At 44.8% G+C, this 15168-nt stretch carries 7 protein-coding genes and 1 riboswitch; of the genes, 4 read left to right on the forward strand and 3 right to left on the reverse strand.

Annotation, left to right across the window (positions count from 1 at the left end; genetic code table 11):
• Positions 1-429 precede the first annotated feature (429 nt).
• The 3 genes from H6541_11805 to H6541_11815 all read right to left on the reverse strand — a co-directional run bounded on the left by H6541_11805 (position 430) and on the right by H6541_11815 (position 5404).
• A complete protein-coding gene (locus tag H6541_11805) occupies positions 430-3714 on the reverse strand; it encodes a PD40 domain-containing protein (protein ID MCB9016474.1) in 3285 nt (1094 codons plus the stop codon).
• Positions 3715-3872: 158 nt separating this feature from the next.
• Positions 3873-4316 carry a response regulator gene (locus tag H6541_11810; GenBank protein ID MCB9016475.1) on the reverse strand — a complete coding sequence of 148 codons (444 nt, stop codon included), beginning with the start codon at positions 4314-4316 and terminating at the stop codon, positions 3873-3875.
• 221 nt (positions 4317-4537) lie between these two features.
• Positions 4538-5404, reverse strand: a complete 867-nt coding sequence (locus tag H6541_11815; protein ID MCB9016476.1) for a TIGR01777 family protein — start codon at positions 5402-5404, stop codon at positions 4538-4540.
• 175 nt (positions 5405-5579) lie between these two features.
• Here H6541_11815 and H6541_11820 point away from each other — a divergent pair, with 175 nt between their 5' ends.
• From H6541_11820 to H6541_11835, 4 genes are all read left to right on the forward strand, one after another.
• A complete protein-coding gene (locus H6541_11820) occupies positions 5580-7493 on the forward strand; it encodes an acyl-CoA mutase large subunit family protein (GenBank protein MCB9016477.1) in 1914 nt (637 codons plus the stop codon).
• A gap of 158 nt (positions 7494-7651) precedes the next feature.
• A complete protein-coding gene (gene scpA / locus H6541_11825) occupies positions 7652-9787 on the forward strand; it encodes a methylmalonyl-CoA mutase (GenBank protein MCB9016478.1) in 2136 nt (711 codons plus the stop codon).
• Between the two features lie 281 nt (positions 9788-10068).
• A riboswitch (SAM riboswitch) is annotated at positions 10069-10179 on the forward strand.
• Between the two features lie 111 nt (positions 10180-10290).
• Positions 10291-13959, forward strand: coding sequence for a methionine synthase (gene metH / locus H6541_11830; protein ID MCB9016479.1), 3669 nt, complete (start codon positions 10291-10293; stop codon positions 13957-13959).
• Between the two features lie 217 nt (positions 13960-14176).
• Complete coding sequence (locus H6541_11835) at positions 14177-15133, forward strand: methylenetetrahydrofolate reductase (protein ID MCB9016480.1); 957 nt, start codon at positions 14177-14179, stop codon at positions 15131-15133.
• Positions 15134-15168 lie beyond the last annotated feature (35 nt).

The following is a 15168-nucleotide window of genomic DNA, read 5'->3' on the forward strand; positions in this document are numbered from 1 at the left end:
AATAACGATTCATGGGAACCTGTGAAAGAGCGGATTGCAAGTTTTTTTGGTGAATTTACATTGCCTGAATGTAAATGGAAGGGAGTGAAAGTGGTGTTTTACAGCGGCAACTGACCTGGAATTTGCTGAAAGTTGATTCGGAAACAACCGGACTTTCTCAAAGGTACAAATATTGTGTCTGAATTACAAGAAATGAAGTGTGATGCATTGATTGTGAGTTGATTGAAAAAGAGGTTGTATTTTTTGCAAAACGCCTGTGTTTTGATGATACTTCCAAAGTGGTGTTTTTTTTTGATAGATACAGATGTAATTATAAAAAGATGATTGTTCTATAAATAATTTGATTGATAAGTAGTTGCATGATAAAAATGAAAAATCCGGTCAGTTAGCTTACCGGCCGGATTTTTCGCTGGAATGAGTGGGTGATATTTATTTTATCTCTTTTTCAATCCATTTTGAACGGTCAGGTGGTGTAGGAGGCGTTACTTTCTTCACCGGATTTGCCTCCAGTTCTTTGAGCAATACTTCCACCGCTTTTTCAATTCCGGGGTCGATGCCTTTGGCTAACTGTTCAGGGCGATCTACCACTTCAATATCCGGGTAATCGCCAATTCCTTCAATGATCCATTCTCCGTTTTCGTCAAATATGCCGAAGCGGGGTACTGAGATGTAGCCACCGTCAACGAGTCCGGCATTGCCGGATATTCCAACAAGTCCGCCCCAGGTGCGGGTTCCTATAAGTTTACCAAGTCCAAGTTTTTTGAAGTAATAGGGGAAGGCATCGCCTCCTGATGAGGAATAACCGTTAATGAGCATAACTTTTGGGCCGTCGTGGGCAATGGCTGGAGCACGTCCGGGAAGCAGGCCGTTTTGTTGCCAATAGCTTAGTGTTTTCCGGTCGAGCAGGTCGGCCATGCGGTCGGGAATAAAACCACCTCCGTTGTAACGGTCGTCAATAATCAGCGCTTCTTTGGTGTGGTAGGCATACATGCCACGAAACAGTTCGCGGTTGCCTTCAACAGCGGTGTTGGGCACATGAATATATCCAATCCGGCCGCCCGATAGCTTGTCTACCATTGCCCTGCGCTCATTTACCCAGTCGAGGTACATAAGCTCCAGCTCACTTTTGATTGGAACAATCAGCGAGGTGCGGGCGCCACCGGTTTCAGGGGTGGCGTTTACAGTTATTTCAACTTTTTTATCGGCCTGATTTTCAAGGAATGCATAAGGATTTTCCTTTGTTGTTATTTCATGACCATTGATGCTAATCAGGTAGTCGCCTTCCTTTACATTTACTCCTTGCTCTGTTAACGGGCAACGGCGTTCAGGATTCCAGTTTTCGCTATCATAAATTTTTGCAATACGATATCGTCCGGCAGCCTCATCTGCCACCAGTTCTGCGCCCAGCAATCCGCCATCCACGCGTTTAACGTTTTTGAAATCGCCCCAGTTGTTGTAGGCATGACCGACGTTGGTCTCAGCAATAATTTCGCTTAGAATGTAGTCAAGGTCGGCGCGGTGTCCAACATATGGAAGCAGGGCTCCATAGCGCTGTTTGAGACCAGCCCAGTCGACGCCATGCATGTTGTTTACATAAAAGTAATCGCGGAAGATTCTCCAGCCATCGGTATATATCTGATTCCATTCTTTGCGTGGGTCAATTTTCATATCCATCTGGCTAAGGTCGAGCTTGCCGGTACCGGGTTTTACGCCCGGTGCAATTTTGGTGATTCCGTAATCGCCTCCCGAAGCGTACAATACCATTTTGCCGTCGGCACTAACAACATAACCACCCGTTCTGTCAAGAATCTCTTCTGATTTTTCTTCCGATAGGTTATAGCGCATCAGTTTGCCGTTGCTGATATAAAGCAATCCGCCATCGGCAGCAGCCAGACCGAAATAAGTGCCGGCTTCCATGGGTAAGGCGATAATCCTGTTGACAATGCCTTCCATGTCAATGCTTACTTTTATGCCTTCATCCTGTTTATTGGCCGTAGTTTCGGTTTTTTTACCGGCTGGCTTTTTAGGCTCATCTGCTTTGGCCGTTTCCCTGATTTCCTCAATGTCGTTCTTGTCTTTAATCAACCTGGGGCCGTCCGACTTTAAGACAATGGCATAGATGCGGGTTGCTTTGTTATATAAATAGTCGAACTCAAATCCTGAAAATGCAAGGTTAAAGTCGCGGTTTGAAGCGAAGAAAATATAGTTGCCGTCTTTGGAGAACACCGGTGAAACATCATCAAAGGTGTTGTCGGTCAATTGGTAATTCTTTGCATCAGCAATGTTGTATACCCATATGGCTGATTGTTCGTTGCTTCCTTCTTTTTGATAGGTAATCCACTTTGAATCAGGAGAAAAGCTGTAAGAGCGGATTTCTGAATTGGCTGCATGGGTAATTTCGGTTTGTTTGCCTGTTTGCGTATCGAGCAACCACAGTTTTAAAGTGCGATCGGAATAAACCATGTAGCGGCTGTCGGGCGACCATTCAGCTTCATATTTCCATGCGGCTGAGTTGCTGGTAAGTTGTTTGGCTTTAGCTCCTTTCTTATTTTCGAGCAGGTAAATTTCATATTCACCCGTTGCATCTGAATAGTAGGATATGTATTTGCCATCGGGCGACCATGAGGGGTAAAGTTCGCGAATGCCTTGTGTCTGGGTCAGATTTTCAATCATTCCGTTTTCAGCCGGAACCGAAAAGATGTCGCCGCGGGCGTCAAAAAGAGCTCTTTTACCCGTAGGTGAAATGGAAAAGTTGTTGATGTCGTCCTTTACGTTTTTAAAGTAGGCCACCAGGTTAGGATTATCAAAATTCAGATTTACCGTAACTTTTTCTGAAACGCCGGTGGTGAGGTTCAGTTTGTATAAATAACCGCCGTTTTCATAAACAAGCTGTCCGTTTTCACCCGAAGGCCACATTACATCAAAGTCCTTGTGGAAGGTAAGCTGGTCAGTTTGTTTGGTTTGGGTGTTATATCGATAAATGTTGAGCCTTAAATCGCGATCGGATGCATAATAAATATTATCACCAAACCAAGTAGGGCATTGGTCTGTTCCTGCAAAGTCGGTAATTTGTTCCGAAGTGTTATTGGCCAGGTCGTAAATCCACAGATTGCTTGCTCTTCCTCCTTTATACCGTTTCCACGTGCGGAATTCCCTGTCAACCGGTGTAAAACAAACTTTGGAAGCATCGGGCGAAAGCACTGCAAATCCACCGTTTACTATTTGCAGAGGCTTTTCGAACCCTCCATCGAGTCCCACAAGGAAATATTTTCCGTTGCGATCGCCAAACTCAGTGCGATTGCCCCTGAACATGATCTGCTTGCTGTCAGGTGTCCAGTCAAGTACCACATTGTCATATCCGCCGCGTGGTGGCATCACGCCTACAGAGTTGTAAAAAGTAAGCTGCCGGGGCGAACCGCCTTCTGAAGGAATCACAAATACTTGCCTGCTGCCCGAATATTCGGCAGAGAAAGCAATCCATTTGCCATCAGGAGATATTTTGGGGAAAAGTTCGAGCCCCTCGTGTGAGGTAAGCCTGCGCGCATTTCCGCCTGTGGCCTCAACAGTCCATATGTCGCCTGCATATACAAAGGCAATGAGGTTTTTATTGATGTCGGGAAACCGCAGTAAACGCGCGTCGTTTTGGCCTTTCACTCCTGTTGAAATGCAGAGGAGCAGAGTGAAAGCCAGAATTTTATAAAAGTGGTTTTTCATAGGTGGTTGGTTAAAAAAAAGTCGCAAGTTAAACGGTATGCGTTAATCTGAAGGTTAAAAGATGTTAAAAATGTGAATTTTCATTGACAGCTTGGGCCAGCCCCGAAAAAAACAGGTCATTTTTCTGCAAAAAGAGCAGAAATTTCTGATTATGCTGATTAAACAGGTGGCTGATTTAAGATAAGCCAGTATAAACCTATTTCTTTTACAGCAGTTATAAAACTGGCAAAGTCAACAGGCTTTACTATATAACTGTTTACACCAAATTTGTAACTTTCCACAATGTCGCGGTCTTCTTTCGAAGAGGTGAGGATGACAACCGGAACAGTTTTGGTCATTTCATTTGTTTTGATTTCCTGTAATACTTCCAGCCCGTCAATTTTTGGCAGCTTGAGATCAAGGAGTATCAGCCTGGGAAGGATTTCTTTATTTCGCCCTGCAAATTTGTTTCGTGCAAACAGATAATCAAATGCCTGTTCTCCATCCCAAACATGTACCAGGTTATTGGCAAGATTGTTTTTCTTTAATGCTCTGATTGTTAATTCGGCATCATCCGGGTTGTCTTCTACCAAAAGGATATCGGTATCGTTGAATTCATTCATGCTGCTTGGTTTTTGTGATGAGGCCTGTTTTATTTGAAAAGAGGCTTTTTGTTGGAAAAAGTTGATTTTCAGTATAAAAGTACTAAATTTTCGTTGTAAATCCCTGTTTTTTTATGTTTTAGAAGGATGTTTTGCTTTTTTGCCTGGAGCATATGTAATTTCCCGTCTATTCGCTATTAATTTTGAAACACCCGGTGTTTTATAAAAATGTGCTTCGTTTTTTATATGTGCTGTTTGCTCTTTGTCAGATGGCGAAGTGCTTCATGAATTTCAGGAAATTGAAACATAAATCCGGCTTTTTGAAGCCGTTCAGGAATTGCTTTTTGGCCTGAAGTAAGTGTGACTGCTCCTTCTCCGTAGATCAACCTTAACGCAAAGGCCGGGACTGGCAAAAGAGCCGGTCTGTGAAGGGTTTTCGCAAGTGCTTTTGTAAAACCTGCATTGTTGGTTACTTCAGGAGATGTTAAATTAAAAATGCCATCGATATTTTGTTCGATTACAAATAAATAGGCATTTATCAAATCTTGTATATGAATCCACGAGAATCCCTGCCGGCCGCTGGCAATCCGTCCTCCAAGACCTGTTTTGAAAGGTAGAAGCATTTTAGGTAAAGCGCCGCCATCTCTGGAAAGCACTACGCCTAATCTGAAAATGGCTACTTTTGTAAATGCCTTTGATTTAAGGGCTTCAGCTTCCCAGTCGATGCAAACTTGTGACAAAAAGTCGGTGCCGTGTGCGGTGTTGCTTTCAGTGTAAATTTTATCGCCGGGGTATATGCCAACAGCTGAGGTTGAGATAAATAGTCCGGGTTTACTTTCGGCCATTTCAATGGCCTGGCTTATCATCCGGGTGGTGAGTATCCGGCTGGCAACAATAGTTTTTTTGTATGATTCGGTCCAGCGCGCAACTATCGGGGCGCCTGCCAGATGAATTACTATATCCGCATGGCTTACCTTTTCTGCCAGGAATTTTATATCCTTTTCAAAATCAGTTCTTCCGATGGTTGTTACTTCGTGGTTACGTTGCCTGAGGGCAGACATGAGCTGGGTGCCTACTAAACCGGTTGATCCACTGATTAATACTTTCATATATAGAATATTACATATGGCATCCGGGCAAAGTTCTGACATTGATTTACAGACAAAATTATGGTCTAAAAATATTTGCAGGATAAAAAAACCTATACCTTTGCACCGTTTTTACCGAAATGGTAAACAATAAAAGTAAGTAAAAGGTTGTAAAAAACCAATAACCAATACCTCGATGGATAATACAGAAAAGAATAGCAAACCGGGAGGGCTTTTAACTGAGTTCCCTTGCGTGGCTACGTCCGAATGGGAAGCCAAAATCCTGCAGGACCTAAAGGGTGCCGACTATGAGAAGAAACTCATCTGGAAAACAGCCGAGGGATTCAGCGTAAAACCTTATTACAGGGCTGAAGACCTGGAGAGTCTGAAGAGTCAGCTGGGCTCACTGCCCGGGCAATTTCCTTATGTTCGCGGCACAAAGGCTGTGACCAACGATTGGGAAATATGTCAGGATATTGAAACGGCCATGCCTGAACGTGCCAATGAGTGTGCAATTGATGCTACCCAAAAAGGCGCCAATGCTTTGTCAATTAATGCTGCAAACCTTAAAGGAGCTGCTGCGGTAGCTACTTTGCTCAAAGGATTGGATACTGCTCGTACCAGTCTGCATTTCAACTCTTCAAGTTCCTATATTGAATTTCTGGGATGGTTAAAGGAAGGAATTTCCTTATCGGGCAGTAATGCTGCTGAGATAAAAGGTTCTTTTGACTTTGACCCGATCAGTTATCTTCTGTTAAAAGGAAATTTTCATTACTCACAGGAAGAAGATCTGAATGAAGGTTATGATCTGATTAAACTGGCAGAAACTGATTTGCCGGGTTTCAGAGTAATGACTGTAAATGGTCAGTATTTTCATAATTCAGGTTCAACACTGGTTCAGGAGCTTGCTTTTGCACTCGCTTCGGGCAATGAGTATCTGGCTTATCTTACTGGCAAAGGCCTGAGTGTTGACCAGGTTGCGCCGCGTATGGTGTTTGCTTTCGCCACAGGCTCCAATTATTTTATGGAAATTGCCAAGCTGCGTGCTGCCCGTATGTTGTGGGCCCGAATTGTTGAACAATACAAACCTGCTCAATCTGCTTCGGCTCAAATGCGCATCCATGTAACCACAGCCAACTGGAACAAAACCATTTACGACCCGTATGTAAATGTGTTGCGTACAGCAACTGAAGCCATGTCAGCCGCTATTGGCGGAGCCGATATGGTTACGGTGCTTCCTTTTGATTTAAATTACAAGGAGCCCGATGATTTCTCTGTACGTATTGCACGTAACCAGCAAATTATATTGAAAGAAGAATCAAGCCTCGATAAAGTGGTGGATCCTTCAGCTGGTTCTTATTACATTGAATCACTTACTGCTGCGCTGGCTGATGCTGCCTGGAAACTTTTCCTTGAAGTAGAAGAAAAGGGAGGTATGATTGAGGCTGTAAAAGCCGGATTTGTTCAGGATTTGGTAAACGAAAGTGCCAAACAGCGTAAGGCCGAGATTGCATCCCGCAAAACGATTGTTCTGGGAACCAACCAGCATCCGAATACCCTTGAGAATATGCTTGATAAAATACAGGCTGAAGATGAAGGGGATGAGTCGGAAGCACCAGGTTTGACTCCCCGCTATAAAACCATTGAAGTTTTCCGTGGTGCCGATGGATTTGAAGATTTGAGGCTTGCTACTGAAATATGGGAAAATGAAGGCAATAAAAGGCCGCATGTATTCATGCTCACCATCGGCAACCTTGCTTTCAGAAAAGCACGTGCAGGTTTCAGCACTGGTTTCTTTGGCTGTGCCGGTTACAAAGTTACCGATAATGCCGGTTTTGCAACCATCGATGAAGGTGTAAAAGCTGCCATTGATGCCGATGCCGATATTGTGGTTTTGTGCAGTAGCGACGAAGAGTATGCCGAAATTGCACCTGCCGCTGCTCAGGCACTCAAAAAAGCTAATCCCGAAATTCAGGTCGTTGTGGCCGGTTTCCCGAAAGAAATTGTAGAGTCTCTGAAAGCTGCCGGCGTTGATGAATTTATTCATGTCCGCACCAATGTTCTTGAAACTTTATATGCTTTTCAGCAGAAACTTGGCGTAATGCTGTAAATCCTTTGCCGGATTTGCTGTTTAATGCCTGAAGTGCTTTGAAATGACAAAACCTGGGTTCGGAAGTATCGATTTTGCCCTTGTGACAAACCTTCGCTGAATCAAAATGACTGTCAGTTCAAAATCAGTTAACAACAAGTAACTTATACAAAAATCATATGCGTCCCGATTTTAAAAATGTGAATCTTAACCCGGTTGAAAAGGAATCCGTTGCTTCTCCTGAAAAGGGAAGTGAATGGATGACTACCGAACAGATTCCGGTCAAACCCGTTTTTACGGCGGCTGACCTGGCAAAAATGGAACACCTTAATTACGCGGCCGGGATTGCTCCATTCCTTCGTGGTCCATACAGTACTATGTATGTGATGAAGCCATGGACTATCCGCCAGTATGCAGGGTTTTCAACAGCCGAAGAATCCAATGCTTTTTATCGTCGTAATCTGGCAGCCGGTCAGATGGGCCTTTCAGTGGCTTTTGACCTGGCAACCCACCGTGGCTACGACTCAGATCACGAACGTGTTGTGGGTGATGTGGGTAAGGCTGGTGTTGCCATCGACTCTATCCTCGATATGAAGATTTTGTTCGATCAGATTCCGCTCGATAAAATGTCGGTTTCTATGACAATGAACGGTGCTGTTCTACCAGTTCTTGCTTTCTATATTGTTGCTGCCGAAGAACAGGGAGTACCAATGGAAAAATTGAGCGGAACTATTCAGAATGATATTCTGAAGGAGTTTATGGTGCGCAACACCTATATCTATCCACCAGTTCCTTCCATGAAAATTATCGCTGATATTTTTGAATTTACTTCAAAAAACATGAAGAAGTTCAATTCTATTTCCATTAGCGGTTACCACATGCAGGAAGCAGGTGCTACAGCCGATATTGAGCTGGCTTATACCCTGGCCGATGGTCTGGAGTATATCCGCACAGGTATTCAGGCCGGTATTGATGTAGATGCCTTTGCACCCCGTCTTTCATTTTTCTGGGGCATTGGTATGAACCACTTTATGGAAATAGCCAAAATGCGCGCTGCACGCCTGCTTTGGGCTAAGATTGTGAAACAGTTCAACCCGAAAGACGCCAAATCAATGGCGCTGCGTACCCATTCTCAAACTTCAGGATGGAGTTTGACCGAGCAGGATCCTTTCAACAATGTAACCCGTACAGCTGTTGAAGCGCTTGCTGCATCACTCGGACATACACAGAGTTTGCATACCAATGCTTTGGACGAAGCTATTGCTTTGCCCACTGATTTCTCTGCCCGTATTGCCCGTAATACACAGATTTATCTTCAGGAAGAAACCAATATTACCCGCGTGGTTGACCCCTGGGCTGGTTCATATTATATTGAATCTCTGACCCATGAGTTGGCGCATAAGGCCTGGAAACTGATTGAAGAGGTTGAACAGCTCGGCGGTATGGCCAAAGCCATTGAAACCGGAATTCCTAAAATGCGTATTGAGGAAGCTGCGGCACGTAAACAGGCACGCATCGACTCAGGTCGCGATACAATTGTGGGTATTAACAAATATCGTCTTGCCAAAGAAGACCCGATTGATACACTTGAAGTTGACAATACTGCCGTAAGGGAAGCCCAGCTTAAACGTCTGGCTGAACTGCGTGCTAACCGCAACAATCAGGATGTGCATCTGGCACTTGATGCACTTACCCGTTCGGCTGAAACCGGCGAAGGCAATTTGCTCGAACTGGCTATTGATGCAGCCCGCAAACGTGCTTCATTGGGTGAAATTTCTATGGCACTCGAAAAAGTGTATGGAAGGTATAAAGCCGTGATTCGTTCAATTTCCGGAGTTTACTCCTCTGAGTCGAAAGACGACAACAGTTTCAGAAAAGCTTGTGAACTGGCCGATAAATTTGCAGCTATGGAAGGCCGCAGGCCTCGTATCATGATTGCAAAAATGGGGCAGGATGGCCATGACCGGGGTGCCAAAGTGGTAGCAACCGGCTATGCCGATATAGGATTTGATGTTGACATCGGACCTTTGTTCCAGACCCCGGCCGAAGCTGCCCGCCAGGCAGTTGAAAATGATGTGCATGTGCTGGGCGTTTCCAGCCTCGCCGCCGGTCATAAAACACTCGTTCCTCAGGTTATTGAAGAACTTAAAAAGCTTGGTCGCGAAGATATTATGGTGATTGTGGGTGGCGTAATCCCTCATCAGGATTATGACTTCCTCTACAAAGCCGGTGCAATGGCCATCTTTGGCCCGGGTACTGTTATTCCTGATGCTGCCATCAAAATGCTTGAAATTTTGATCGACGCAAGGAAATAATTCTTCAGGACTTCAATCGATTTTGAATTTATTAACTGAAAAGAGACTCCGCTAAGGAGTCTCTTTTTTGCTTTCTTGCAATGCCTGAGGTCATTGCGGGTTGCTTCACCATATGCTTTGCCTGACAAAGATTTTTTAAGCGTCGGGTATTTGCACTAAATGCCTGATGAACTTCCTCATTGGCAAATGCCTTTAAACAATTGCCGTCAAAAACTGTTATTCCAGTGCATTATTTATTAATTTTGCATCTTCAAACCTAATATTCCATAAGGGAAAAGTTTGAATTATAAAGAAGAGGGGAGAGACCAGGCTCTGCGAACCTCTGGCAACCACAGCCACCACAAGCTGAACGGTGCCAATACCTGTTCCCTGTGAAGGGAAGCTTATAATTGAAACACCAGTGCGTTGCGCATTCCCGCTTAGCCAGATGTGTTTTATTGTTTCATTCACTGTTCACTGCAGCATGCTTTACATGTTTGCCGGAGCTGGTTAAAATGTATGTTATGGATACTGAAAAAAATATTAGTAAAGAGCTTGAAAGCAGGGTGTTGGTTCTTGATGGTGCTATGGGTACCATGATTCAGCGTTACCGGCTCGAAGAGGCAGATTACCGTGGTGAGCGTTTTCGCCATCACCCATCGGATGTTAAAGGCAATAACGACCTGCTGTCTATAACAAGACCAGATATTATCCGCGAAATTCACCTGGCTTACCTCGATGCCGGAGCCGATATTATTGAAACCAACACTTTTAATGCCACCCGTATTTCAATGGCCGATTACCATATGGAGCATCTGGTGTATGAGATGAACCGCGCAGCTGCTGAAATCGCTGTAAAAGCCGCAGATGAATACAGCCGGCTACAACCCTTAAAACCACGCTTTGTTGCCGGAGCTATCGGGCCAACCAATAAAACGGCATCCATGTCGCCTGTTGTAAGTGACCCCGGATTCAGAGCCATTTATTATGATGACTTGGTTGCTGCTTACACTGAGCAGATTGATGGTTTGCTGGATGGCGGGGTGGATCTGTTGCTGGTTGAAACAGTTTTTGATACACTCAACGCCAAAGCAGCGTTGTTTGCCATTCATGAAGTGTTGCGTGAGCGCCAAACCAGAATTCCGGTAATGGTGTCGGGGACAATTGCCGATTTAAGTGGCAGAACCTTGTCGGGGCAAACCCTCGAAGCGTTCCTGAATTCAGTATCTCATATCGATTTGCTCAGTATCGGGCTTAATTGCTCCCTGGGTGCCGAACAGCTCAGGCCTTTTATCGAAGAATTGTCATCGATTTCTCCTTTTTTTGTGAGCGCTTATCCCAATGCCGGTTTGCCCGACCAATTCGGGGAATATCGTGAAACACCACACGAAATGGCCCGCCTTGTAAAACCTGTTCTCGCCAATCGTTCTGTCAACATTATTGGCGGTTGCTGCGGAACAACACCTGATCATATTAGGGCTTTAAGCCAATTAGCCGCGAAAGCTTCAGTAAGGCCAAGACCTGTTGTCCCTAAAAAACTCAGGCTTAGCGGACTTGAGCCTTTTCAAACTTATGAGGGAAGCAATTTTATCAATATTGGTGAACGAACCAATGTCTCAGGCTCCCGTAAATTTGCCCGGCTCATTCGTAACGAAAAATTTGACGAAGCACTCGCCATTGCCCGGCACCAGGTTGAAAATGGGGCTCAGATTATTGATGTGAATATGGACGATGCCCTGCTGGATGCCGAAAAGGCCATGGTTCGTTTTCTGAACCTGTTGATGGCAGAGCCTGAAATTGCCAAAGTACCTGTAATGATTGACTCATCGCGTTGGGAAGTGATAGAGGCAGGTTTAAAATGTCTTCAGGGGAAAGCCATCGTCAATTCTATCAGCCTGAAAGAAGGCGAACAGGTTTTTAAAGATCATGCCCGCCTTATTCACAGTTATGGGGCCGCTGTAGTGGTGATGGCTTTTGACGAACAAGGTCAGGCTACCAGCTTTGAACGCCGCATAGAAATTTGCCAAAGAGCTTACCAAATTCTGGTTCATGAGGTTGGCTTTCCGGCCGAAGATATTATTTTTGATCCGAATATTTTAACGATTGCTACTGGTATTGAAGAACATAACCAGTATGCAGTTGATTTTCTGAAGAGCATAACCTGGATAAAACGTCATCTGCCATTAGCCCGTGTTAGTGGTGGTATAAGTAATCTTTCGTTCTCTTTTCGCGGAAATGATGTACTGCGTGAAACCATGCATTCGGTATTTCTTTACCATGCTGTAAAAGCGGGAATGGATATGGGTATTGTAAATGCGGGTAGCCTTCCGGTTTATGATGATATCGCCCCTGATGAACTTGAACTGATAGAGGATGTTTTGTTTAACCGCCGACCCGACGCTACCGAACGTCTGACCGTTTTTGCGTCGCAGATGAAAGCCGGTGAAGTTAAAGAAGAAAAAACATTGGCATGGCGCTCGCTGCCATCTGACGAACGTCTCTCTTATGCTCTTGTACACGGAGTAGATTTATATATTGCCGGCGATGTGGAAGAAGCCCGTCAGGCTTACCCCAGGGCTCTCGACGTGATTGAAGGGCCTTTAATGGCCGGAATGAATGTAGTAGGCGACCTTTTTGGTGCAGGAAAAATGTTTTTGCCTCAGGTAGTTAAAAGTGCCAGAGTTATGAAAAAGGCTGTTGCCACTTTATTACCTTTTCTGGAAGCTGAGAAAGCTGCTGGTGGCAGCCACCAGGCAGGTAAAATACTGATGGCCACTGTTAAGGGAGATGTGCACGATATAGGAAAAAACATTGTAGGGGTAGTTTTGGGCTGTAATAACTATGAAGTGATTGATCTGGGGGTTATGGTACCGGCTTCTGAAATTCTGCAACAGGCCATCCTGCATAAAGCTGATATCATAGGACTGAGCGGGCTTATTACTCCTTCGCTGGAAGAAATGGCTCAGGTGGCCCGCGAAATGGAGAAAGCCAATCTGAAAATACCATTGCTCATCGGAGGTGCCACTACCAGCGAAATGCATACAGCTGTCAGAATTGCTCCTGAATACACCGGATCTGTGGTGCATGTGCGTGATGCCAGCAGGGCAGCCGCGGTGGTTGCTGCGCTATTGTCAACCGGACAGGAACCTGCATTTTCTGCTGCTTTGCGCGATAAGTATGCCAGTTTGCGCATCAAACATCAAAATACTAAGGCAGGCATTACTTATCTGCCTCTTGATATGGCACGGAAAAATCGTTTTAGTCCCGATTGGAAATCATATTCTCCTTTCCGACCGTTAAAAACAGGTGTAACGCGCTTTACTGACTGGCCTTTGGAAGAAATCAGCCGGTATATTGACTGGACATATTTCTTTTATGCCTGGAAGATTGGAGCCCGATATCCTGAAATATTTGAAGATCCCGAAAAGGGAACAGAAGCCCGCCAATTGTTTGCAGATGCTCAATTGATTCTGCGCCGCATGATAGATGAAAAAATGGTGCAGGCTGATGGCGTTATCGGACTTTTCCCTGCCCGTTCGGTGGGCGATACTGTGGAAGTTTTTGGCGAAATGACTGGCAATAATTCAACAACATTCCATTTTTTGCGAAATCAGGAAGAAAAGGAACCCGGGGTTCCAAACCTCTGTCTGGCCGATTTTATTGCTCCTGCTGATTCCGGGGTGGAGGATTATATCGGATTTTTTGCAGTTACAGCAGGGCTGGGTGTCGAAAAACATGCTGAAAAATTCGCTGCCGAAAACGATGACTACAACGCCATTATGATAAAGATACTGGCCGATCGCCTGGCTGAAGCTTTCGCCGAGGTGCTGCACCTTTATGTCAGAAAACAGTATTGGGGTTATGCCCCTGACGAGCATCTCGCACTTGAACGCATCTTGGTGGAAGATTATCAGGGTACGCGTCCGGCACCGGGTTATCCGGCTTGTCCTGAACATAGCGAAAAACGAAAGTTGTTCGATTTGCTCGAGGTAGAAAAGTCGGGTATCTCACTTACCGAAAATTATGCGATGTATCCTGCTTCATCTGTTTGCGGTTATTATTTTTCACACCCTGGTTCTCAGTATTTTAATGTGGGCCGCCTGGGCCTTGATCAGGTGGCTGATTATGCTGCACGCAAGCATATTACCGTGGCAGAGGCTGAAAAATTGCTGGCCCAGAACCTCAATTATTGAGTTTCTCCGGCAGCTTTATACCATGGTTTTATCGTAAATGCTGATGTTCCTCACTTTATTGTTTTTTAGTAAGATTGGTTTAAGCCATCCATCATCAGGGTAAACGATAATTATGGTTGCTTGCAGTATTGTGAATCAGTTATTTAAAACAACTCAAAGAAACTCTGCCTGCCATTCACAAGCTGGTTGGGTAGCTGAAAAAATTATATGATTGACGATGAAATTGACAGAACACATTGACAGGCGCATGGGCAGAACTTTATTCAGCTTTGAATTGCTGCCTCCTTTAAAAGGTGAAAACTTTGACTCTATCAGTCAGGCCATTGACCCATTAATTGAATTTAACCCGGCATTGATTGATGTGACTTATCACCGCGAAGAAATTGTTTATAAACAGCGAGCAGATGGTTTGATTGAAAAACGAACTGTGCGCAAACGGCCTGGAACAGTGGGTATTTCGGCTGCCATTAAGTTTAAATACAATGTGGATGTGGTGCCACACATTATTTGTGGCGGATTTACCCGTGAAGAAACGGAGAATGCGTTGATTGATCTCTACTTTTTGGGTATTCACAATGTACTGCTTGTGCGGGGCGATAATCCTGCTGGTGAGAAGGTGTTTCACCCTGAGCCTGATGGTCATAAATATGCGCTTGAATTAGTCAGGCAGGCTGTGAATATGAATCAAGGGATTTATCTTGAGGAAGATATTGTAAATGCGCATCCCACCGGTTTTTGCATTGGCGTGGCCGGATATCCCGAAAAACATGCAGAAGCACCCAATCTGACTGCTGACATTGCGCATTTAAAACAGAAAATTGATGCCGGAGCCAGTTATATTGTTACACAGATGTTTTTCGATAATGCCGTATTTTTCAGATTTGAGAAAGCTTGCCGTGAGGCGGGAATTACAGTTCCGATTATTCCGGGATTAAAGCCCTTGTCAACAAAAGCGCAATTGTCAAACCTGCCCAAGACCTTCTCTATCGACCTGCCTGAAGTGCTGGTGAATGAGGCCGAGAAGTGCCGCACCAACCATGATGTCCGTCAGTTAGGCGTTGAATGGGCGATTGCTCAAAGCCGCGAGCTCATCCGGTCGGGAGTGCCGGTGTTGCATTTTTATACAATGGGCAAGAGCGACAATATTTATCATATTGCCAGGGCCGTGTTTTAATAGCAGTTGTGCGGCTATTGATGCTGGAAAAATCC

The sequence above is a fragment of the Lentimicrobiaceae bacterium genome, from assembly GCA_020636745.1.
Taxonomy (GTDB): domain Bacteria; phylum Bacteroidota; class Bacteroidia; order Bacteroidales; family Lentimicrobiaceae; genus Lentimicrobium.